Origin of the sequence: Draconibacterium orientale (genome assembly GCF_900111425.1) — a bacterium.
GTDB classification, from domain to species: Bacteria; Bacteroidota; Bacteroidia; order Bacteroidales; family Prolixibacteraceae; genus Draconibacterium; species Draconibacterium orientale.
In genome coordinates this window covers 59,668-82,971 of sequence record NZ_FOHT01000024.1, presented here as the reverse complement: position 1 = coordinate 82,971, position 23,304 = coordinate 59,668, and the positions used below count along the sequence as shown (strand labels likewise).

Below are 23,304 nucleotides of genomic sequence, written 5' to 3'. Positions count from 1 at the left end.
TTATTTTGTTTTAGTGGGGCACGAATCCGGGCATTCAACGCAAAAAGTTGAGGCCGGCCAGCCGTTTTCGTTTACCAGGTTGCCCCTGGAAAAAGGTTTCCAGCCGTAACGAACCTGTTCTATTATTTTATCTTTTGAATCGATAATGATTTTATTGTCTTTCAGCGTTGCCACAACCGGATGAAAAAGACCATCTGTTCCGGCCACTTCAAGCTCGCGAAGCGCTTCACCATCCGAAGTTTTTAACTGCGCTGCCTGCGAAAATGAAAGTATTACTTTTCCATTTTCCTGCGTTACCGTGCTGATTTGCGGGCCACCATCCGGAACGTCTTGCATCCCATAATTGCGCGATAAAGCCAGGTTGGCAAAACGTTCGCCAATTTCGATTTTATGCTTCGGATGCACATCCAGCGAATCGCCCAAATCGCTCGTTACCACCATCGCTGTGTTGGGAATAGTAAGCGCCAGCTCCCGTTGTGTTTCGCGGAAATATGGCCACGACGGACGGTTGATACTTGATAACTGTGCAAAATAGAAAGGCATTTCTGCATCGTTAAACGCCGAGCGCCACGATTTTACCAGCGCCGAAAAAGCATGCCTGAAATGTTCAGCATTGTGGGCATTCGACTCGCCCTGGTACCAGATGACTCCGGCCACCGGAATTCCTTGCACGAATGACATACCGGCTTCGTATATGTATGCCGGCTCGTAGGGATGACGCTGCAGTTTGTTTTCGGCCAGTGCAATGTTGGTAGCTGCCCGCTCGCGGCACCAGCCCTGTATAAAATCGTTGTGTTTCCAGTTGTTCAGTACATCCACCATGTACGGGTCGAACTCCAGCGTTTTGAGGTCGGTAAACGCTTCGGCCGGTGCGCCTCCAACGCTGAGTTGTATCAGTCCAACCGGAACATCCAGTTTTTCATTCAACAGTCGGCCAAACGTATAGCCAATTGCCGAGAATGTGGCTGCATCACCGGAATTGCTGCGCTTCCATTCGCCATCAAAAAAATCAAGTTGATTTACTTTTACCAGCGTGGTAGAGTCCCAGTTTTTATTATCGGTACGGGCAAGGTCTTTTAACTTGTAGAGGCGAAGATTGGTAAAGTCTGCCGCATTGTCAATCAGCGTTGAAGCATCGTTCGCCTGCTGCATCTGGAATTCCATGTTCGACTGTCCGGCACAAACCCACACTTCGCCCACTAAAATATCGTTAAACGTAATGGATTCCTCAGAATCGGAAGTTACTTTCAGCTCGTAAGGTCCCCCGGCAGCAACGGCATCAAAAGTTACCGACCATTCGCCATGTTCGTTGGCGGTAAACGTTCTTTTTTGCCCGGCAAAAGTCAGCGTAAGTTTGGTTCCGCTGTTGGCTTTTCCGAACACCGGAATGGGCTGCTTTTGCTGCAGTACCATGTGGTTCATAAAAACCGGCGCCAGGCTCAATCCGCCAAAATCGCCCGTAATATTTTCGTAAACGGTTTGCGCTAAAATTCCGGCTCCTTCCACATTTGGGTGAAGGGCATCGGGAAATAACTCGGGGCGGCCGTACAACGCCGGGTGCAAATCGATTAAACCCGTTTTGCTGTTTTTTGCCACTTGTTCGATGGCATCCTGAATTTGCCAGAACCAGTCGCGGGTGCCGGATTTAAAACGCGGGTGCGTATTAAAAATAGGAGTCATTTTGCAAACGAACACCTGTGGATTGCTGGAATTGTGCGTGCGAAACGAATCGATCAGCGCCATATAATCCGGCACAAACTCATCGCGGTAATTGGGCCAGTTCCGCGGGTCGGTATCGTTCAAACCAAGATGAATAATGATAATGTCGGCATCAAATTTCAGGGCCTCGGGATACTCGGGCATTTCCATATACGGACGGTGCCCTTTGGTTAAAAGCGTGGCTCCGCTGTGCCCGAAGTTTTGCACCTCGTAAGCATCGCCCAACAAACGCTGTAACTGCGAGGGATACGAATCGCGCTCTGGATTTTTCAGCAAATAGCCGCGTGTTACTGAATTCCCCACACAGGCTACTTTTATTTTCTTTTCTACATTTTGGTGTGATGAAATAGCATCCGCATTTCGGCCGATACCCGTCAGGAGCATCGCCAAAATAACCAACAGTACTATTTTTTGTAATTTCATTTGCTGAATTGTTTATTTTATTTCAGCTGAAAACTTCAGGCCTTCAACTTCTTTTATGGTTCCATTATCATCCTGCACGGGCACAAAAGTGAACATACGTTTCCATGTATCTTTTTTCACCGGAATTTTGAGCAGCACTTTGTTCCAACCTTTTTTCAGGTGAATGGAAGCCGGCTTTCTGAAAAAGTAATTTTCGTCGGTGAATGGAATTTCTTCGGTGTTGCTGGCCAGTCCCGGTTTATTCCATTTTGGCGCGGCAATCAGTTCGCCATTCAGCCAGGCTTTCGGATGGGTATTGTGCCATTCGCCATTTTGCGGAAACGGGCCTCCCCGGCGGCCTGCCGAGCGCGACCAGTCGTGAAATCCGATCCAGGCTCCAACCGTTTGCTCCTGTGGCGACCAAATTTGGGTGTACGCGTAATAGGTTCCCTCTTCCCGGGGGAAATATGACGGATAGCCAAAGTAGTGTGTCAATTGAATGGTGCCGCCAACAAAAGGCCCCTGCCAGGTGTAAGTGGCCGTATCAATTTGGTACGTTTCCTGCAAGGTATCTTCCACCGAAAACGCAGCATTAATATCGCCACCATTCGCTATCGGCCCCAGCACCTTCCACTTCGTGTTTGTTTGTTTCACATAAGGGAAAGGTTTGCCAGCGAAATATTTATCGCGGTGTTCGATCAACCGCTCTTCAAATGCACTGAATTCATTGAATAATTCACTTCCTTTTTCCGGCAGTATAGCCAGATAGTTCTCGCCAAAATCGGTTTTCTGGCCGGTCCACGAAGTTTCGGCGTAGGTAACAATTCCCGGATACACCGGATTTTGCACCAGAATGTCGTAAGCCTCGTTTACGTTGTTGTCGTTCCAGCAACAGAAAATGCCTCCCATTCGCAGCGAATCGCCGTGGGCAGCGCCGTTAATGTGGTCGAAGTACAACTGAGTGATGCCCGACAGTGGATCGAGATGGTTGACATAGTTTAAGCGGCAATCGATATAACGGTGCCCCGGTTTCGGATGCCCGTTCGACGACCACAATTGCGTAATGGAAACCGAATCTCCTTCGATATGCTGCCCCGGACGCCAAACAATGAGTTCGCGGCCATGGTGTTGCGTTACCCGCTCAAGCAGCGCCGGCAAAAGCGTTGGCGCCGGTCTTTCGTAGTCGTGCCATACCTCATCGGTTCCCAAATGAATGTAAGGCATAACCTCTGCCGGAGCCAGGCTGCACAATTCGTCAACCAGGTTGATTAAAACCGGCTGTACATGCGGATCGCTCATGGTTTCAAAGCCCATTGCTTTGCGGAAAGCAGCACTGTGCCCGGGAATGTCGAACTCGGGAATGAGCGTAATTTTTCGTTCCTGACAGTAAGCCACCAGTTCTTTAAAATCTTCCTGAGTGTAGAATTTTCCTTTTTCACGTGTCATACTTTCCGCCGCGTTCAACTGCGGATAGATTTTGCTCTCCAGACGCCAACCCGGATTTTCGGTCATGTGAAAATGAAACACGTTATACTTGTAGGCTGCCAATACATCGATTTGCTCTTTCAGCATATCCAAGGGCTGGAAATTCCGGCCCACATCCTGCATAAAACCACGAATGCGAAAAGCCGGCCAGTCAATAATGGCACAGCCTTTCAGATAACGTTTTCCATTTTTTTCGAAAACCAGCTGTTTTACAGTTTGCAGGCCGCGGTAAATTCCGGTTTCGCTTGTGGCTTCCAGAATCACCGAATCGGCTGAAACGCTTAATCGATAAGCCTCGTTATTATTCAGTTGAACTTCGGGGATTTCGGGAACAATGCGCTGCACAAAACACTGGCTGCTGTCGGCCAGGTTAAACTGTTGCGTGCGCCATTCCACTTGTTGTGGCATGGGGATTAAAGCAGGAGTAAAATCATTTTTACTCCTGCATGAAAAGAGTATTCCAACAACTAATAGAATTGTAAGGTATGGGTAATATTTTCGGTTTAAGTTCATTGAGGCATTAACTTTTTATTGTTGTAAAATATCCGCAACAGGAATGCTCTGAAAATAAAGTTCTTTTACCCCTTCATACAGAATCCCAACGGTTTCGTCATCAATCATAGTCATGCACGAATAGCCAAAGCCACCGGCTTCGTTAAGTTCTACCTGAGCGGCTTCGGGCCAGGTGATTCCTTCATCGAGGCTGGCTTTTATGGTCATGTTGGTACGATGATTTTTGTTATTTGGGTTTGAAAAGAACAGCACTCGTTTGTCTGCTCCATCGAAGGTTAAATCAGTAGCAATCAAACTGGCCATACAATTCGGTTCCTGCAGTGCCGAATTCGACGAAGGATGGATCTCCCAGGTTTTACCAAGGTCTTTTGTAATGGCAACGGCACGACCGTTTGTTTCCGATTTATCTTTTCGGTTGCGGTCGTCGCGCATGTTCAGCATCAGGCTGCCATCGCTTAATTCTACCACCTGTGCTTCGGTCGTATTTGTTTTGGCACCTGTTCCAATGGTCCATGTTTCGCCGCCGTCTTTGCTGTATATCAGTGTAGAATGTGGCGTGTAAGGGCCGCCATCAATTGCTTTTTCGTCCAGTTCGGCTTTAAACTGTGCCGGGAACACCAGGGTTCCGTCTGCCAGTGTAATTCCTTTTCCGGGGCCTTGCAGCAGGTACTGCCACGCCGGGTCTTTAATTTGTTCGGTAATATTAATTGGCTCCGACCAGGTTAATCCGTCGTCGGTACTTTTTACCAGCATAAACTGGCCGGTTTCCTCGGGCGACATTCCGGGTTTTGAAGCCCACCAGCCCATTTGACTTTTGTCGAATCCGTTCATCCAAACTGCGGCTACCCAAATGGTGTGGTTTACAGGATCGTACAACACGCTGGGATCGCCAATGCCATTTAACTCCTGCGGCAAACCGCCCCATTCGCCCATATCCATAATTACTTTCATGGGTTCCCAGGTTTGTCCGCCATCGGTACTTCGGCTCATACCTATATCAATGTCTTCCTGTAAATCTTTGCTGTTGTTGTAGCGGTTATCGTAAACGGCAATCAGCGTTCCTTTGTCGGTTGTAACTAATCCGGGAATGCGGTAAGTGTCGCAATTGTCCTGACCGGCAGCGCGTACCACCTTTGCGGGACGGAAAGCAAAAGGCTGCTCAACGTCGATGGCCAGGCGTTCGTTGCCCAATGTTAAAATGGCTTTTTCAACTGAAAAATGCTGTGTTAATACGGCATCATCTTTCACCTGAAACTGAATAGCCAGGGTATGGTTTCCGGAGGTAAGTACTGCATCGCCTTCAAGTACTATTTCATTACCGGCAAGAAGAAAGTCTGTTGCATAATTTGTAGTTATGGTGTCGTTGCTAAAAGCAGCAGTCCATTTCGCACTAAGTGATTTCAGCATTTCAGCGTTACTGCCTTCGGTAAGTACGAGGGTAATGTTTTTAAGGTTGAAAGTAATGCCCTGCTCAATGCCGAGATTTAGTTGAAAAACTTCGGGATTTTCGCGGTCCAAAAATAGCGGAACTCTTTTTTGACTGACAGAAGCGTTGGTTGCGCCTTCTATTTCGTTCTGGATTTTTGGGGTACATCCGGAGATGTACATTCCGCATACGGCTAGTAGAATAAGCAGGTAATTTTTCATTTTGTTAAATTGTTTGATTTCAAAGGTAAAAGATGAAACTCGCACTAAAAAAATTATCCTCGCGGATGAAATATGTTTGATATGCTTGTTGCATCTTAATTTATTTATTGTTGAGCAATTATAAAGACTAATCGGTAATTATCGAAATCTAAGGTCAGGGGCATCATTGCCCCTGACCGGATTTCATAACTAAACTAAATCTATGCGAAAATGCTATTTAATAACCACTTGTTTGTGTTAATTCCGAGTCGTTTGCAAGCATACTTTCTGAAATCGAATAATATATCTTATAAGCTTCAGAAGCATCAAGAGAAGCTACTTCGTTGAAAACATAAGATTCTCCGGCTCTTACAAGGTCCCACCATCTTTTACCTTCGCCAATAAACTCTTTGTAGCGTTCGTCGAGAATAGCCTGTGCATTTTGTTCCTGCGAACCATTTGTAAACTCGTGACCTGCAAAGTTATCGCCATAGGCACGGGCTCTTACGGCATTAACTTCTGCTGATGGATCTTCACCAAGATTATTTTTGGCTTCGGCCAGCAGAAGCAATACATCGGCATATCGATATACCGGTACATTGTTGTAGCTCTCGCGTGTACCATCATCACCAATAATACCCAGGAATTTTTTCATGATTGAGCCCTGATAATTTGGATCACCGGCCTGGAAAGGCACATGTGTGTTTCCATCGTCGTAAATACGGATAAAAGTATTGCGTCGTTGATCTTGCGGATCATCTAAAAGAAGCAAGGTTTTTTCCGATGCGCCGTAACGGCTTAATCCATTCACTACAAAATCACTCATTGAATTACTGTTTTCATCAAATAAAGGAGCCAAATCTACGGCTCGGGTAGTAAAGTAATTTCCATAGAAATTTCCTGCCTGATCCTTCTGATAATCAATGGTGAATATAAACTCAGCGTTGTTCTCATTCTCTTGTCCCCAAAGATTACTGTAGTCAACAAGGTCGAAACCATCAATTTGCTGAAGGGCTGTTTTAGCTGCAGTAAAATCGGCATTACCTCCACCAAGAACTTTACCTGACCAGATATAGGCATCGCCTTTAAGCGCTAGCGTTGCTGCTTTCGACCAGTAGGTTTGTTTACCCAGCCACAAGCTGTTATCGCTGCCAAAGTATTCCAGCGATTTTTCGATATCGCTTTTAACTTGTTGCATAACCTCTGTTTTTGGCGAGCGTGGTTTTTTCAATGCCAAAAGATCAACCTCCAAAAGTGGTTCAGTGTTAATGGGTACATCGCCCCAGGCTTTTAACATTGTATAGTAAATCTGAGCACGTAATCCATAAACCTGACCTAACATGTGGTTTAGTTCTGCTTCATTACTAAATTCTACATTCGGAGCACTTTGAATGAAATCGTTGATGTAATGCAACAAACCATAAAAATTTGCCCAGTTGCCAAAGTAAACCAGTGTAGAACTAATGTTGTTTGCCATCAAATCAACATCACTTGGCGAGTTGGCAAAAGTATTTCCTCCCCATATATCAGAACGAACTTCGCCCATTTGCCATTGCGTATAGGTATAATTCCGGTAATTGGCGTAAATACCTACATGTGCAGCTTTTACTGCTTCTTCTGTATCCCAAAATCCATTATAAGTTAAATCACTCTCCGGTTTCATGTCCAGGTCGCAGGACATCAGGAATACAATTGATATAAATAATAGAATATATTTCTTCATAATTGTAATTTCTTAAAATGTTACATTCAAACCAAGCGTATAAGTTCGCGGAAGAGGGAATCTTCCACTATCGATACCCGATGATGATTCTTCAGGAGTACTACCTGAGAATCCGTTAAAGTAGGCTAAATTCGAGCCACTTACGTAAAGTCGGACATTTTGAAAAACATTGTTTGCAATTTTTCCGTCAAGATCATAACTCAATGTTACTTCGCGTAATGCCAGGTAATCGCCTTTTTCCCACATGCGGGAGCTACTGCTGGTCATCGATCCCTGGTCGCCACCTGCTGCCATGTGGTTTCTTTGGCGGTCAACCAAAGTAAAGATAGGTACATTTGATGTTGGGTTTTCCGGTGTCCACGAATCAGCAATTTCTGCCGGTCCGTTTTGGTTACCCTGTGTTTGTGCAATACCTTTTACCCGGCGACCATTGATGATATAATGACCGATGGCAAAGTCGGATTTCATAAACAGGCTAAAATTCTTGTAATTCAGTTCGGTTGTTAAACCACCAGTAAAATCAGGAGTTCTGCGTCCGATAACAACACGATCAAGATAGTTGATTACATTATCACCATTCAAATCTTTCCAACGTGTATCTCCCAGGAAGCGAGTGTCTTTTTGGGTGGCAAACTCAACTACTCTTCCGGCATCCGCATCAATGTCGGCCTGAGTCTGGTAAACGCCATCAAATACATAGGCAGTAATTACGTCGTAACCAACTCTTTCACCTTCCTGCAATCCGCCAACGTATTTTGTACCACCCGTTTTAGGATCGTAAATTTCGGTACCGCCCTGACGGTTCTTTTCAACCCCATTTTCAGGAAGCGATTTTGCATAGTTTTTAACCGAATAGTAAGTTAAGCCAACATTCCATTTAAAATCGTTAGTTTTAATCACATCAGCATTAACCTGCAATTCCAACCCTTTGTTTTGAAGCGTACCGTTGTTGGTTGTAATTGATGAGAAACCTGTCCATAATGGCAAAGTAAGTCCGGCAAGTTTGTCTTTAACATCGCGAATAAAATAATCGGCAATTACAGTAACCCTGTCGTTGTAGAAACCAACATCAACACCCATGTTAAAAGTGGTTGAACGTTCCCATTTCAAATCGAGAAGTGGAAGATTTGTGTTGGCATAACCCGATTGGGTATCGTAAATGGCCGTTTTAGCATAAGTACCGAATACTCCAAAATTGCTTAATACGTCGATGTTTCCATTTACACCGTAGCTTAAACGAGGTTTAATTTTACTAACAACATCTTTAATTTTTGAGGTAGCGAAGAAGTCTTCGTTGTGAATGTTCCATCCTGCCGATACCCCGGGGAAGAAATCATATTTGTTATTTCCCAAACGTGATGTTCCATCATTTCGGAACGTAAAACCAAGTAAGTATTTGTAATCGAAATCATAATTAACCTGGCCGAAAACAGAAGCAATCTCATATCCGGTTTTGTACGAATAAGGTACACCGTTTGCTTCAGAACCAACATTCATGGTATAAATAAGGTCGGTTGGTGAAAGGCGTGTAGCTGCACTGAATGTAAAGTATTTTTCCTTAAAGTATTCAGTACCAACCAGCGCAGTAATATTATGCGAATTAAACGACTTCTTGTAATTTAATAAGGCAGTAACCTGGTCGCGCAGCGTGCGTGTGTGCGATGCCGATGCACTTCTTTCGGTGCGTAAACTACCCGAATTCAGATAAGCCTTATTAAAAGATTCGTTTGAATTATTTACCGAGAAATGGCTTCCGCGAACAGTTAAACTAAAATCATTCAGAAATTTATAATCAAATTGAACTGATCCTGTAAGTCTTTCTTCCAGGTTATTTCTGATGAACTTATCCTGGTAATACAGAGGGTTCCCAAATCCGAGATATGTTCCAGGTTGGTATTCTGTTGACAAACTTCCGTCAGGATTATTATTATATATTCTTGAAGTTGGAGCTAAACCTGCTGTACGTTGGAACAGGTTATAATCGCTGTCATAAGGAAGATCTCTTTTTGAATGAGAATAGATTAAATTTGATGAAACTTTTAGGTTATCCGTTATTTTGTATGAAGCATTAAAAGTTCCGGAAACACGTTCAAAAGAAGATCCATACACAAGACCATTATCATCCATATAACCAAGTCCCAAATAATAGGTGCCTTTATCATTACCACCATCGAATGACAAACTGTAATCCTGAGAATAACTATCCTGATAGAATAATTCATTCATCTGGTTATCCATAAAAATCAGTTGAGTTCCCGGATTAATAGGATCTTCAATGGATTGCCATCCTTCATAATTTAATAGATACCTGTTTTCATCGGTGAGAACCATTGTGGTATAAATGGAATTAGTGGTGTTATTACCTGTAGCGGCAGCATGGCCACCGGTTAGGAACACATCTAACCAATTGTACCCCATCACTTCCTGCGCAGCACGAACACCCAGACGATTGAACTTCACGTAATCGGCTGCATTCAAATATTCCATAGGATCTTCACGACGTTGATTTGAAGTAAATTTTGCCCTGAAGTTGATATTCGATTTTCCAACTTTACCTTTTTTAGTGGTAACCAAAATTACTCCGTTTGCAGCACGCGCACCATAAATGGCGGTTGACGCAGCATCTTTAAGTACCTCCATCGATTCAATATCGTCGGAGTTTAATGCATAGAAAGAACCGGGAACGCCGTCAATTAAGATAAGCGGACTTCCGGTGCCGTCGAAACTAGTACCACCACGAACAACAAGACTTGGAGTTGATCCCGGTTGCCCGGTAGTTTGCGTAACTTTAAGTCCTGCAATTGTTCCTTGTAGCGCAGTGGCTGCATTTGAGCGCGGTACACTTTCCAGCACCTTTGTGTCGAGCTTGGCAATTGATGTCGTCATCTCAGCGCGGGATTGAGTAGAGTATCCCGTTACAACAACTTCATCTAATGCTGTTGTTTCTGTTTCAAGTACAACAGTTAAGAATTGTCTGCCGGCAACCTGAACGGATTGAGATGTAAACCCAATCATTGAAAACATCAATTCTGATTCGTCAGAAGGAACTTCAATGCTAAATTCTCCATCGATGTCGGTTATTGTTCCTGTTGTAGTTCCAACCAGAACAATGGAAACACCTGGCAATAATTCGCCATTGTCAGCGGTTACTTTTCCTGTAACGGTTTGAGTTTGTGCAAAACTTTGCATTTGAATAAATGCTAAGCACAGCATTGCAAGAAAAATTCCCTTAGAATTAAAGAGCCATCTTTTCATCTTAAGCCCTCTCTTTGTCAATTTTCTCATAAGTGATTGTTTTAAATGTTTGATTCATATTTTGTTATCATCACTTAGTCTGCCGGGGCAGAACCTTGTCCGAATAACACATTTTTAATATTTATTTTTTTCACAGAACGATTTTAAATGCTTTATGTATGACATAATGCAGGCAAATATATATTTTTGTTTTAAATTTCAAAAGGTTTTACAACATTTGTATGTTTTTAATTTTTATAGTGTTATAATTACAATATGGCAGAAAATAACTTGATAAATCAGATAAAGACAGTTGATAACAGCAGTCTGGTTGATCGTGTGGAAATGCAGTTGATGGAGATTTTTGTTAACCGGGGATTGAAAACCGGAGATATGATTCCCAAAGAAATGGAATTAGCCAATGCGATGGGGGTAAGCCGAACGGTGATACGCGAGTCGTTAACACGGCTGAAGACAATGGGCCTGGTAGATTCTATTAAACACAAAGGAACAGTGTTAACAAGCCCAAACCTTGCACAAGTTTTGCAAAAATCGATGATTCCCAAAATTCTTGATGACGAAACGCTTAAGAATATATTTGAGATTCGATTGATTCTAGAGATAGGAATGGCGGACTCTATTTTTAGAAATATTACTGATAAAGATATCCGGGAGCTGGAGAATATTACAAACTCTGAACCGGAATCAACACGTGAAGTGTTATTTGATATCGACCACGAAGTTAAATTTCATGGTAAGCTGTACCAAATAACAAATAATTACACCTTAATGAATTTTCAAACGATTTTGCTGCCTGCTTTTAATTATGTTTACGATAGTGGGTTGATAAACCGACCGCTAAAAAAGAAAAAACACGTTTCACATAAACAGTTGGTTGAAGTACTAAAAACCGGAAGCCCAAAAAAATTCAGAGAAGGTATGCGGAAGCATTTGGATAATCACTTTGATAGGTTATTTGAATAAATAAATCTATTGAATTTAGCGATTTTGAATGTATATACAAAATGCCTAATTCAATTGTTTTATTTCGAAAGGGAAATTATGAGTTTAAATATTGCTTAAGGAAATTGCCGTATGGCCGTCGCCAATTTTTCGCGTCAATCGCATCAAATCCATTACAAGCTGAAAATCGGTTTTATTGCCGATCGAAGATTTGATTATTTCCAACTCTAAATCAAACTCAGTATCAGAAATTTTGTTGTAAACGTTAATGTGTTTTTGCTCTAATCCGGTTTTATAAGCTTCCAGGTCTTGTAGCCATAAATGGTTATCCATTTTCTGGGCGAGAACCTGAAAAGCGAAAGCAGTTACGATTAAAGTTACCAGTATATTTTTCATTTGTTTAACAGTTTACTAAGTTCGTCAATATTAGTTCCGCCAAGGATTTGCACCGATTGAGTAATTTTTTCAATATCCCAGTTCCACCACTTGAGTTTCAGTAACATTTCAATTTGTTCTTCCGAAAAACGTTTACGAATTGGCCTGGCAGGATTTCCTCCAACAATGGTGTAAGGTTCAACATTTTTTGTTACGGTTGAATTTGTTGCAATAATTGCCCCGTCGCCGATTTTTACTCCAGGCATTATTGTTGAATTGCTTCCAATCCAAACATCGTTGCCAATTTCGGTGTCGCCTTTATACGGAAATGTTTTTCCTTCCATTGCATTTGCCCAATCTTTTCCGAATATGGAAAACGGGTAAGTAGAAATAGCGTCTGTAAGGTGGTTTCCGCCATTCATAATAAATTTGGCGCCGGATGCAATCATACAAAACTTGCCGATGATAAGTTTGTCGCCCACAAAATCGAAATGGTATTTCACATTTTTTTCAAAGTTGTTTACATCTTCAAAATCGTCGTAATAGGTATAATCGCCCACAATAATATTCGGATTTTTGATGATGTTTTTCAGGAAACACAAGCGATTGTAGTGGGCGAGTGGAAATGTTTTGTTTTTATCCGGGATATTCATAGTTGATGATTTTAAAGTTGAGGCATCTACCTGACTGAAACATAAAAGCAATCAATAAGTTTATGTGTGCCAAATTTTGGAGCAACCATGTTGAACCCCATGGCGGTTAGGAAAAACTCGACAGGGCCGTAAGTTTTTTGTGAGAAAAAGATACGCATACAGCGAATACCAGCTTTTCGTAAGATATCGGGGAGGTGCACGATTTTAATCTTTTTCCCGCTGGCATGTAAAGCCATTTCGGCAATTTGGTTGTGCGAATAGATTTCAGGGCCACCAACTTCTAGTTCTGTTTTGTTTGCTTTTATGGCATTGAAACACACTTTTGCAAGATCGGCACCGTGTATTGGGTTTAGTTTTTTATTACCGTCTCCAAAAAGGTAAACGCAGCCTTTTTTTGCCATGTTCAGAAAGTCTTTCATATCCGAGAAAAATCCTGTGGGCCGGATAATGGTATAGTCAATTCCCGAATTTTTAAGCTCGTCAACAAATCGTTCCTTTGCTTCACAAATTTTCAGTTGCCGCATATTTTGTCCGTTCAGAACCGATATATAAATGAATTTCCTTACACCTGATTTTATTGCTTCAGTTAACAGGTTTTTGTTTGCCTGGTAGTCAACATTCATATAGGTAAGTCCATCTTTCTGGCGTGTTATTCCCACTGTTGAAATAACCGTATCAACTTCACTAAGCAACCCTTTTAACGATTCAGGCTGCGTAAATTCTGCTTTTACTTTCTGTAAGTACTCACTATTAAAAGCGGCCAGTTTTTCGGTGTTTCGTGCCAGTGCAATTCCTTCGGTATTTGATTCGATTAATTGCTCAACCAGAAATTTGCCCAAATATCCGGTAGCGCCGGCTATGGCTATTTTCTTCATTTCTTTTGAGTGTTATTTTATAATTCATTTTTTAGAATGGTCTCGATAATCTTGTTTCGGGTTGTGCCGCTGTTATATATGTTGATGGCAGCTTTGGTTGTGCCTTCATTTAGAAGATGTACATCCTTTAAAGATCGGAATAATTTTTTTGCCCTTTTTCGTAATCGGTTTGCCGGGTAGAATTGATCATCTTCAGCAGTAAAAATGTACAATGGGGTTTGAATTTTCACGGCTTCAATTTCTGAAATTAAGGGGATTCGGAACATGTCCATAGTCAGCTTTTCTTTTCTGAGTATTCTGAATTTTATTACTGAAAAAAGCACTTTGGAAAAATACCTGAACCGACTGGGTTTAACGATTCCTGCCGGTGTAATTAAGAAGACCCGGGCAATCCGTTTTTCGTCGAATGTTAGGGTTTTTAAAGCAATAAAACCACCAAACTCAATACCTGCCAAAACTGCATTATGTACATTTAAGCGTGATAAAATTTCGAACATCCATTCGCCATACGAGTCGTCTTCAAACTTCAATTGAAATTCTGTGCCCTGATTGGATCGTGGTGGAAAATCAATCCAATAAATCCGAAAATCATTTGCCAGTTCTATGGTTATTGCCATTGTAAAAGAAATGACTGAATCAGTGCCGGCTGGAAGAACAAGCGCAGGTTTATTCGCTGAACCTGTTATAATAATATTCGTATCGCCGTAAGTGGTTTCAATTTGCATTAGCTCGTAACTAAAGGGCAGCTCGTCAAGCTTTTGCCTGTAATTTTCTGCTATTTTATTTTTTGCCTGCATGGTGCAAAAAGGTGCTTTCATTACTTGTTTGTTCCGGAGAGATTCAACCGGGGAACAATGTCGCTGATGATTGTTTTCTGCATTTTATCGGTAGCAAATCCCGGAATGTTATGTCCCACATCCTCCAACCAAAAAAGCTTTTTTTCTGGTGCTTCGAGCTTGTAAAAATAGGATTCCGTAATTTTGAAGTAGGTAGTGAGATCTTTTTTACCTACAATAAAATATACGGGGCATTTAATGCTGCCTGATGAAGTTTCAAGGTCGCTTTTATACAATTCACTATAAAGCGGGAACCACATTTTTTCCCAGTGTTGAAAATAGCCCAGGAGCTGATCAAACTGATCGTCTGACATTAGCTCTCCGTTATAAACCGATTCCCAGCGGTACTGAATAAGCATTTGCTCTGCACCGGAGTAAGGAACCTTTACAGCTGCAAGTTGTTGAATGGCTTTGCCGTTTTCCTGCATGTTAAAATAATGCTGCAACAGTTCCAAAGTAGTTTGCTGGCTTCTTAGGTTGCTTACCACCGGACTTACAGCAATTAATGCACGTATTTTTTCGGGGTAATACTGTGCCAGGTGAAGTGCCGGTAATGTTCCCCACGAGTTCGCCAGTACAATTATTTTGTCGGTAGTAAAGCGCTTGCAAATGAAGTGCAGGATCTCTTCTGCATCTTTGTTCATTTGATCAAAGGTTGGAGGAGGAGCTGTTTCATTCTGTTTTAATGTTTTTCCTGAACCTCGCTGATCCCAGTGAACCACTGTGAAATACTTTTCCAATTCTCCGGTAACAACATCCTTATGTGCAGATACCGCAGTTCCCGGGCCGCCATGCAAATAGAACAAAACGGGTTTGCCGGGAGCTTCTCCGCTGATGGAAATGTACTGTTTAATTCCCCCTATTTCAATAATCTGAGTGGTGTCGGTTTCTGTGGCCGCAGTTTGGAGTTCTGCAAATACGAAACAAAGTATTGCGATGAGAATATACATTTTAAATGTTGGTTTTAATTGTTTCTGCATGGTTGTAATTGATTAACTGATGTTTAAAATAAACGAAAGCACTTTTACCATTAGCACTACCGATTCTTTTACTTCCTCGGTTTGATTTAATGTGCCGGCGAGGTAAACGTCCAATTCCGGACAATAAAACATAAAGGAACCTGTGCTTCCGGAATGCCCGATAATGGTTAAATCCGGCAGTGTTGGAAACAGTTTTCTGAAAGCGATTTTTCGCAGGCCGAACCCATATTCCATGCCGCGTGTTTCCGGTGTCCAGTTTTGCATTGCCTGTAGTGTTTCGGCTGAAATAATTTTACCCGAAAAAAGTGCGTGCTGAAATTTTATCAAATCGTTGCCGGTAGAAACCAATCCGCCTCCTGCCCAATCTGCACTGAGACTTTTAATTGTACTTACTTCAAAATCGCCGGCAAACGCTTCAGATAATTTTGGTGTTTTCTCCAATGGCTCCGATTGTAGGTGCATTGAAGTGTGATTCATGTTCAGCGGCTTAAAAAAGTGCTCCTCAAAATAATTGTGCAAGTTTGTTCCACTCATTTTCTCTACGATTAAGCCAAGCAAAACATATTCCGTATCGGTGTAATTGTATCCGTTGCCGGGAACAAAAAGTGGCTCCATTTTCTGTTTAGCAAACTCAATAGTTTCCACTGGTTTCCATAATTTGTCCGGTTCGCTAAACAGCAACTCCATCACATTGGCACTGCCGTCAATGGTTTTTCCTTCAAAATAATCGGGCAAGCCCGAAGTGTGTTGGAGTAAATGGGCAATCGTTATTTCAGCCGAGTAATCCAGTCCATTAAAAACATGAAGGCCGTGCATTATTGAATTGGGCAAATACATGTTTACCGGATCATTAAAATTCAGAGAACCTTGCTCAGCCAACTGCGCGATGGCAGTTGCAGTAAATGTTTTCCCAATGCTGGCCGTTAAAAACGGATGATCGGCAGTAACTTTTTGGCCGGTTTGAAATGTGCCGGCTGCAAAGTTCCAGTTGATAGAGCGCGATGGAGAATACACGCTCAAAAATGCATTTCGAATGTTGTTCTTCTTCAGTTGCTTTTGGAACAGTTTCTCCGTTTTTTGTTGTATGTCTGCAGTACTATTGTTTGAGCATTGCAGTACTATTGCCAGCAAGAAGAAAAGTACGACCACTCCGAATTTAGACTTATTAACGATGGATAAATACATTGTAGGAAATGATTTAAAATGCGTAGCCGATTGAAAATTCGCCTAAAAATCCATTCATAAAGGTGTAGTCGTCGCGAAATACATCGATGGCATCGATGGCCGCCTGGCTCGAATTATTCACTTTCAGCTCGTCGTAAGCATAGCCGTAACCCAATGCAAAGTTCAGCGAAAGTCCATTCTTCCATATCCAGCGTTTGCCAACGTTCAAGCCCAAAGTGCACTCGGGAAGTTTGAAATCAAAGTCTCCGTTTTCGAGCGAACCATCGCCTTTAATTTTGCGGTAACGCGCATAAGCTCCTGCATAAAACGAGTTTAATCCTCCGCCAATGTGGTAGCGGTAGTTTAAAATCACTGCTTTTCCACTCGATTCAATATTGGCGTCAGAATAGGTGTCGGGAATCGTTTCCAGGTCGCCGCGTAAAACCAAACCGTGGTTCTCGCCAAAAAGATGCTCAACATTTGCCGAATAGAATCCAAAAGCAACTCCTCCCGGACAAACGTTTATTGCCGTGCGGGCCGGACTGATCCAACGCTCATCCTGTTTTTTCCTGTTTTCCTGGCTTTGGGCACTTGCATTTTCTACGAAAAAAACTGTCATCAGCATTACTACTAAATAAGTCAATTTTCTTGTTTTTCTCCTCATTGTAATTTTTCTGAATTGTGTTTTCATTTTAATTAAATTTTTGTTTTCTGTTTTTGAATTGTTTTACGCTACAAAGATGGAGCAGAAAAAAGAGTCAATCGTCCGAAAATGTAATTCCGCACTCATTGGTGAAAATCCGTACTTTGAGGAGATTTGGAACGTTGGGAATTTTTGGAGGCGAAGATAGGTGTTACACTTTGCTATTTTTTAGCCAGCTGCCGGGAGTGGTTCCTTCAGCTTTTTTAAAGTAAGCGTTAAATACGGTTTTCGAATTAAAGCCGCTTTCGTAAGCCAATCCCAGAATGGTGAGGTGTGCGTTTTTCGGATCGGCGGCCAGTTGTTTAAAATGTACCAGACGGAATTGGTTTATAAACTCGTTAAAGTTCATTCCTGTTTTTTCATTGATCAGAAAGGAGAGTTTATTGGGGTGAAGATCGAGCATTTCGGCCAGCGTTCGTAAACTAAGTTGTGCATTCAGAAATGGTTGTTCCGATTCGATGAAATTAACCAGCTTTTTTAGTTGTTCATCTTGTGCCGTAAATTCTGATTCTGTATTTTTTTCGTTGGCAGGGAGATGTTTTATTTCGTCTTCGAGTACAAAATTTGAAATGTGTAATTTCCAAAAGGCATCAAATTTATGAAGTGGTTCCAGCGATGGGTCTTGCCTGAAATTGATAATTTGACCACGTTTTTGAGTAATATATTTACTCAATAATTCGATGGCTTCCTGTTGGTGTTCGGTGTTGGCCAATATAAAAAGTTCGTACGGAACCATTTGTTGTTTGTCTTCGGCGGTTGATTTCCAGTTTTTTAGAGTTGCTTGGGGCAGCGTTTTAAGCCCTTTGTTTCGCACATTAAAATAAATTTGTTTTACTTCGGGATTAGGCGTGTTGGTTATGGCCTGTAAAAACTGATCTTCTTTGTTCAGCCAGATGAGGCACAAAATACGCAGTTCCCATGCCAGCACAAAATCGGGATTAATTTCCAACGCCTTTTCAACAAGTTGCAGGGCAGTATCAAAATGGCGCTGGTAGTAATTTATGTGCGAAAGCGTGTAATAATGGTTGGCCGAAAGCGGATCTACTTTCATGGCTTTTCGAATATATTCTTCGGCTTCTTTAAAGTAGCCATGAGAAAGTAGCAGTTCGGCCATTGCCTCCAAACCGTCCGTAAATCGGGGGTGTTGACTCAATGTTTCAAGTAGTTGTTTGTAGGTGGCTTTAAAATCCCACTCCATCCAAAAAGTGCGGCCAACAAACGACTGGCCATATTCGGGAAGTGATTTATCAAGATCGCTGGCAATCATAAAATTTCTGATCGCTATTTCAAAACCTTCCTCAGCAGGCATATAACCCCAGGCGGCCAGCAAACCGTAACTTTGCACCAAACCGTAGTAGGCCCGTGCAAATTTTGGGTCGAGTTGCACGGCAGCCTCGTAATATTTTGTTGCTTCGGCTATCGAATCGGCGTCCCATTTCAACTGAAAAAAATGTCCCTTCAGGAAAAGCTCGTAAGCTTTCATATTTGTGGTTGGTTGGTTTACCAGCTGCTCCTGAATGTTAAAGTGCCCATAGTTTTCGCGAATCTGGTTGGCAATAAGTAAGCTTATCTCATCCTGAAGTGCAAAAATATCGTCAATCTCGCGATCGAAATTTTTCGACCAGAAATGTGTGCCGTCTGCTGCATTTATCAACTGAGCAGTAATACGAACGCGGCTTTGTACTTTTCGCACGCTGCCCTCAAGTACCGAGGAAACGTCCAATTGCCGGGCAATCTCGCGCACATCAATATGTTTGCCTTTAAAGGCAAACGACGAGGTTCGCGCAATAACTTTTAACCCGTCGATTTTGGTTAAAGCGTTAATAATTTCTTCGGTTATACCATCGCTGAAATACTCGTTGTCCGGATCGGAACTCATGTTCACGAAAGGGAGAACAACAATGGATTTATCGGCATGTATATGGGACGTTTCTTCACCCATTTGGTTGTTAGCTACTTGTTATTATGCTGTATCTAACAAAATAAGTGATTCTTGGTTGATAAGGCCTCAAAAAAAATGTAAATAATTAAACCGTCAGCGTTTTCTGTTTTCTGACAGCGGCAACAAGGACATAAACCAATAGCGAACCTGCAATTCCAAAAATATTGGCATCCAGATCAAGCGGAAGGTCCAATCCCGAAAGAATGAGAAACAATGTTAATGAACCGCCGGTTAACATGGATAACAGTGCTGCTACCTTATTCGGGTTTTTGGAAAACAAAGCCGCCAACACCGGAATAATCATTCCTGAAACCATAAATGAGTAGGAGTGGAGCATCAGATCCAGAACACTGGTCATTTTTAAGGCCAGTAACAAGGCAATTGAACCAATTATCAAGGTTAATAACTGCGAAAGAAGTAAACTCCTTCTTCCGTTGTGCAGACGAAATACATCGGTTAACAAGTTGCCCGATGCCGCCATTAAACAGCTGTCGGCAGTTGACATGATGGCCGAAAAATAGGCCGACAAAACAATACCCAGAAAACCAACCGGAAGTATTGTTTTTAGCAATACCGGAAGTCCCATTTCGGCATCGAGGTTGGCAGCGTTATAGCCTGGTAGCAAATGATTCTCCATTGCCACACGTGCAAACATGCCTAAAACTACTCCGATGAATGCCATTAACGGGTATTCAAACAGTCCGGCAATAAACCAGCCGCGTTGTGCTGTTTGTGTATTTTTTGCTGCGTAAATTCGTTGATAAAGTGTCATCCCGATAAACCAGATCGGAATAATGGTAAACATCCAGTTAACAATTTGCTGCCAGCTTACCGAACGCAGCGATAAAAAATCAGCCGGTAGTGTTGCCGAAATGGCTTCGTAACCGCCAATACTTGTATAGGCAAAGGGCAAACCAACAAATATCAGCCCGGCCATAAGAATGATCCACTGAATGGTATCGGTGTAAATTACCGCTTTTAAGCCTCCCAACACGGTGTAAACAATGGCAATCGTTCCCATAATCAGCAGTGCGTTGGTGATGGTAAGCCCATCAAAAGTTGAGGCGGCCAGTTTGGCACCAGCCAGAATTTGCGAACTGGTAAATCCCAGATAGCCGATGGCAGAAATCAGCCCGGCAATGAGGGCTACTCTTTTGTCGAAAACGTGTTCGAGGTACTGCGGAAAAGATAAAAATCCTTTACGGCGTGCCAGCCCCGAAACTTTTGGAATGAGCAGAACACCGCTAAGCCAGGCGCCCAGCAAACCGGTAAACAGCAGCCAGCTACCCGATAAGCCCATGGTAAAACCCAGTCCGCCCAGCCCGATGGAAAAACCACCGCCAACATCGGTAGCTACTACCGACAAGCCAATGTGAATACTACTGAGTTTACGTCCACCAACAAAATAGTCGTCTGTATTTTTATTTTTGCGCAGAAAATATACACCTACGCCAAGCATTGCCAGCAGGTACACGCAAAAAATAGAGAGATCGATCCACCCCATTAATTAATTTCAACATTTAGTTTGAGGTACGAAGTTTGATCAACACGCTTCACAAGGCCTTTGCTAATTAGTGAAGAGATTAACACCTGACCCTTCCTGGCCGACAGTTTAAGGTCTTTAATAATGTCGCCATAAACGTATTCCTCTTTTTCTTCTAAAAGTTTTAAAATGTCTTTTTCAAATTGATTACTGATTTCCTGAATGTCAATTGTTTTTTTACTCATAAATTTTTTAAACTCATTTTTCGTTCTGATTTTCCTCTTCAGTCAATTTGTTGAATCTGCTGCAGTTTTTCCATCCTTTCATTCCACGGTTACAAAACACGTTTCTAAAAAGTGGCAAAGGCATATCCTTCGCTTTCTCCTCTCCTTTATAAAGAGGGCAGGTTTTGGCAAAATGACATCGGTATCCCAGGTTCATATCAGATATGTTTATATAAAATGTTTAAACTTTCAATTTTTCCGGCAATATTCGTATTCTTTATCAGTGTTCCCGAATAACAATAATCCATTTTCAGGAAAGTTTTTGTCATGCCTATCGAATTTAGCCGGGCCATGGTATATAAGGTTGTAATTCCCTGTTCTTTCATCGATTTTTCGAGTGCGTTTAATAGTAGCACCGACAGGTTTTTACCACGCTGGTCGGGTAGGGTGGCAAAATCGGTCATTTCGGCATTTTTGCCTTCTTCGTCAATCTCGGCCGATGCCAGAGCTACCAGTTTTCCATTCGATTCGGCTCCGAAATACTGTGTTCCATCCTGAAATGTTTTTAGTACATATCCCGGATTATAGATCGGAAATGGATAAGTTACAAAAACTTCCCGATATATGTCGGTTATTTGCTCGTAGTCTTGTTTTTCCAGCTTGCGAACGCTTACATTCGAATAGTCTGTACCGTTGGGCGTAATCGAATCCTGTTTTTTCAACATCTGGCTAAGGTTATTCAGCTTTTCTGTTTCAATATCTAAAAGCCTGTCGGAGTTTAGAAATTTCGAAACAAAAAACGCTGCTACATTGTCGTTGTAGAACGCCGGTATTTGCGCCTCGGCTAAAAAACCGTTTGATAGAAATATCGGGGCGGCGTGCACCGGTACTTTACAAACTATTTTGCTGTACTTGTTTTCTCTTGCCAGTTTATTTATTTCTTCAACAATTTCCGACGGGCAATCCGTGCTACCCAATTTCATCAGGTAAACACGATCGTTTAATTGCCCGTGCTGAATTATGCTTCCGCTGCCTAGTTTTTCAATTTTATCCTGCATCTTCTTCCCTTCTTATCATTCGTTCGTTGTCTTCGGGTATCAACGATATCGCATCGTCGGTATCCGATAATAATTTTTCAATTCCAATTGCGTCTTCTTCTTGCCCTTCCTGTATGGGTAAATCAAGTTTGCAATTCTCACAATCTCTGTCGCACATTTTTGCTTCGTACGAATCAGGTTCTTTGTAGGTTGTAATAACACCTTCGTAGTTGCGCAACACCACTTTGTTGGTCGACCATGAAATAATATAATTGGGCATTACCGGAATTTTACCTCCGCCGCCGGGTGCGTCAACTACATAGGTTGGGCGGGCAAAACCACTGGTGTGCCCGATAAGGCTTTCCATAATTTCAATACCCTTACCAATTGGTGTTCTGAAATGTGATAACCCTTCAGAAAGGTCGCACTGGTAGAGGTAATATGGTCGTACCCGGTTTTCCACCAATTTATGAAGCAGCGATTTCATAATCCTTGGGCAATCGTTTACATCGGCTAACAGCACCGATTGGTTACCCAACGGAAATCCACCGTCGGCCAGTTTTGCCAATGCTTCTTTTGATGAAGCTGTAATTTCTTTCGGATGGTTAAAGTGGGTGTTGATCCAAAGCGGTTGGTATTTCTTTAAAATAGATACCAGCTTATCGGTAATCCGGTAAGGAAGTACCACGGGCATTCGTGTACCAATTCTTACAATCTCAACATGTGGTATTTTGGTGATTTCCGACAAAAGCCAGTCGATTTTTTCATCGGGCAACATAAACGGGTCGCCTCCCGATAACAACACATCGCGCACATGCGGGTTGCCGGCAATATAGTCGAGCCCTTTTTGCAATTGCTCTTTTGACGGCACATAGTCGATATCGCCAACTTTACGTTTGCGCGTGCAGTGGCGGCAGTACATCGAGCAAATATTACTCACATGAAATAATACGCGGTCGGGATAACGATGCGTAATTCCTTCAACCGGGCTGTCGCTGTCTTCCGATAGCGGGTCTGCCAGTTCCGATTTTAAAGTAATAAGTTCTTCAACCTGCCCAAACGATTGTTTAAAAACCGGATCGTTTTTGAAATCTTTCTTATTAATTAGCGAAAGGTAATACGGCGTGATAGACAAGGGGAATTTGTCGAATGTTTCTTTTAGACCTTCCCGTTCTTCCTCATCAAATTTAACGCCCAATAGTTCTTCAAACTTTTCCAGGGTTTTTATGGAGTGCCGTAGCTGCCATCTCCAGTCTTTCCATTTCGAAAGTTGCGCTTCTGTTTCAATTTTGTGGGCAATTGTCTGCTGTCTGTTATTATAAATCATAAATATATATTTACTCAAAAAACCCTTTTTCTGAGCATGT

Annotated in this window: 18 protein-coding genes; 1 reads left to right on the top strand and 17 read right to left on the bottom strand. The window is 42.2% G+C overall.

The window, feature by feature from the left end; translation table 11 throughout:
* From BMW53_RS13725 to BMW53_RS13705, 5 genes are all read right to left on the bottom strand, one after another.
* Window positions 1–2,142, bottom strand: coding sequence for a GDSL-type esterase/lipase family protein (locus tag BMW53_RS13725; RefSeq protein WP_081804844.1), 2,142 nt, complete (start codon window positions 2,140–2,142; stop codon window positions 1–3).
* Window positions 2,143–2,154: 12 nt separating this feature from the next.
* On the bottom strand, window positions 2,155–4,119 hold the full coding sequence (locus BMW53_RS13720; protein ID WP_081804845.1) for a family 20 glycosylhydrolase: 1,965 nt from the start codon (window positions 4,117–4,119) through the stop codon (window positions 2,155–2,157).
* A 15-nt stretch (window positions 4,120–4,134) separates the two neighbouring features.
* Entirely contained in the window at window positions 4,135–5,766 is a 1,632-nt protein-coding gene (locus BMW53_RS13715) for a sialidase family protein (protein WP_051567877.1), read from the bottom strand.
* A gap of 217 nt (window positions 5,767–5,983) precedes the next feature.
* The gene (locus BMW53_RS13710; RefSeq protein WP_038559601.1) at window positions 5,984–7,468 is read right to left on the bottom strand and encodes a RagB/SusD family nutrient uptake outer membrane protein; all 1,485 of its coding nucleotides are present in this window, start codon (window positions 7,466–7,468) and stop codon (window positions 5,984–5,986) included.
* A gap of 12 nt (window positions 7,469–7,480) precedes the next feature.
* On the bottom strand, window positions 7,481–10,657 hold the full coding sequence (locus BMW53_RS13705) for a SusC/RagA family TonB-linked outer membrane protein (protein ID WP_217642951.1): 3,177 nt from the start codon (window positions 10,655–10,657) through the stop codon (window positions 7,481–7,483).
* Between the two features lie 321 nt (window positions 10,658–10,978).
* Here BMW53_RS13705 and BMW53_RS13700 point away from each other — a divergent pair, with 321 nt between their 5' ends.
* Window positions 10,979–11,686 carry a FadR/GntR family transcriptional regulator gene (locus BMW53_RS13700; RefSeq protein WP_038559608.1) on the top strand — a complete coding sequence of 236 codons (708 nt, stop codon included), beginning with the start codon at window positions 10,979–10,981 and terminating at the stop codon, window positions 11,684–11,686.
* Between the two features lie 84 nt (window positions 11,687–11,770).
* Here the strand turns inward: BMW53_RS13700 and BMW53_RS13695 are convergent, their stop codons facing one another.
* The 12 genes from BMW53_RS13695 to kamA form a co-directional block, all read right to left on the bottom strand.
* Complete coding sequence (locus BMW53_RS13695; protein ID WP_038559611.1) at window positions 11,771–12,061, bottom strand: hypothetical protein; 291 nt, start codon at window positions 12,059–12,061, stop codon at window positions 11,771–11,773.
* Window positions 12,058–12,693 (bottom strand): CatB-related O-acetyltransferase, encoded by a 636-nt coding sequence (locus tag BMW53_RS13690; protein ID WP_038559614.1) that lies wholly within the window; start codon window positions 12,691–12,693, stop codon window positions 12,058–12,060. Before BMW53_RS13690 ends, BMW53_RS13695 begins: the two co-directional genes overlap by 4 nt.
* 26 nt (window positions 12,694–12,719) lie before the next feature.
* Window positions 12,720–13,568, bottom strand: coding sequence for an SDR family oxidoreductase (locus BMW53_RS13685; protein WP_074780794.1), 849 nt, complete (start codon window positions 13,566–13,568; stop codon window positions 12,720–12,722).
* A gap of 17 nt (window positions 13,569–13,585) precedes the next feature.
* Window positions 13,586–14,386, bottom strand: coding sequence for an alpha/beta fold hydrolase (locus tag BMW53_RS13680; protein ID WP_038559617.1), 801 nt, complete (start codon window positions 14,384–14,386; stop codon window positions 13,586–13,588).
* A complete protein-coding gene (locus BMW53_RS13675) occupies window positions 14,386–15,384 on the bottom strand; it encodes an alpha/beta hydrolase (RefSeq protein ID WP_038559620.1) in 999 nt (332 codons plus the stop codon). Before BMW53_RS13675 ends, BMW53_RS13680 begins: the two co-directional genes overlap by 1 nt.
* Before the next feature lie 12 nt (window positions 15,385–15,396).
* Entirely contained in the window at window positions 15,397–16,569 is a 1,173-nt protein-coding gene (locus BMW53_RS13670; RefSeq protein ID WP_081804846.1) for a serine hydrolase domain-containing protein, read from the bottom strand.
* A 13-nt stretch (window positions 16,570–16,582) separates the two neighbouring features.
* Entirely contained in the window at window positions 16,583–17,191 is a 609-nt protein-coding gene (locus BMW53_RS13665; protein ID WP_168136417.1) for a DUF3575 domain-containing protein, read from the bottom strand.
* Window positions 17,192–17,402: 211 nt separating this feature from the next.
* The gene (locus BMW53_RS13660; RefSeq protein WP_051567878.1) at window positions 17,403–19,193 is read right to left on the bottom strand and encodes a helix-turn-helix domain-containing protein; all 1,791 of its coding nucleotides are present in this window, start codon (window positions 19,191–19,193) and stop codon (window positions 17,403–17,405) included.
* Between the two features lie 85 nt (window positions 19,194–19,278).
* Window positions 19,279–20,697, bottom strand: a complete 1,419-nt coding sequence (locus BMW53_RS13655) for a sodium:solute symporter family protein (protein ID WP_038559628.1) — start codon at window positions 20,695–20,697, stop codon at window positions 19,279–19,281.
* On the bottom strand, window positions 20,697–20,921 hold the full coding sequence (locus tag BMW53_RS13650) for a hypothetical protein (protein ID WP_038559631.1): 225 nt from the start codon (window positions 20,919–20,921) through the stop codon (window positions 20,697–20,699). The genes BMW53_RS13655 and BMW53_RS13650 overlap by 1 nt, the downstream gene beginning before the upstream one ends.
* A gap of 197 nt (window positions 20,922–21,118) precedes the next feature.
* Window positions 21,119–21,958, bottom strand: coding sequence for a putative beta-lysine N-acetyltransferase (ablB, locus tag BMW53_RS13640; protein WP_038559637.1), 840 nt, complete (start codon window positions 21,956–21,958; stop codon window positions 21,119–21,121).
* Window positions 21,948–23,264 (bottom strand): lysine 2,3-aminomutase, encoded by a 1,317-nt coding sequence (kamA, locus tag BMW53_RS13635; RefSeq protein WP_038559640.1) that lies wholly within the window; start codon window positions 23,262–23,264, stop codon window positions 21,948–21,950. The genes ablB and kamA overlap by 11 nt, the downstream gene beginning before the upstream one ends.
* Window positions 23,265–23,304: the final 40 nt, after the last annotated feature.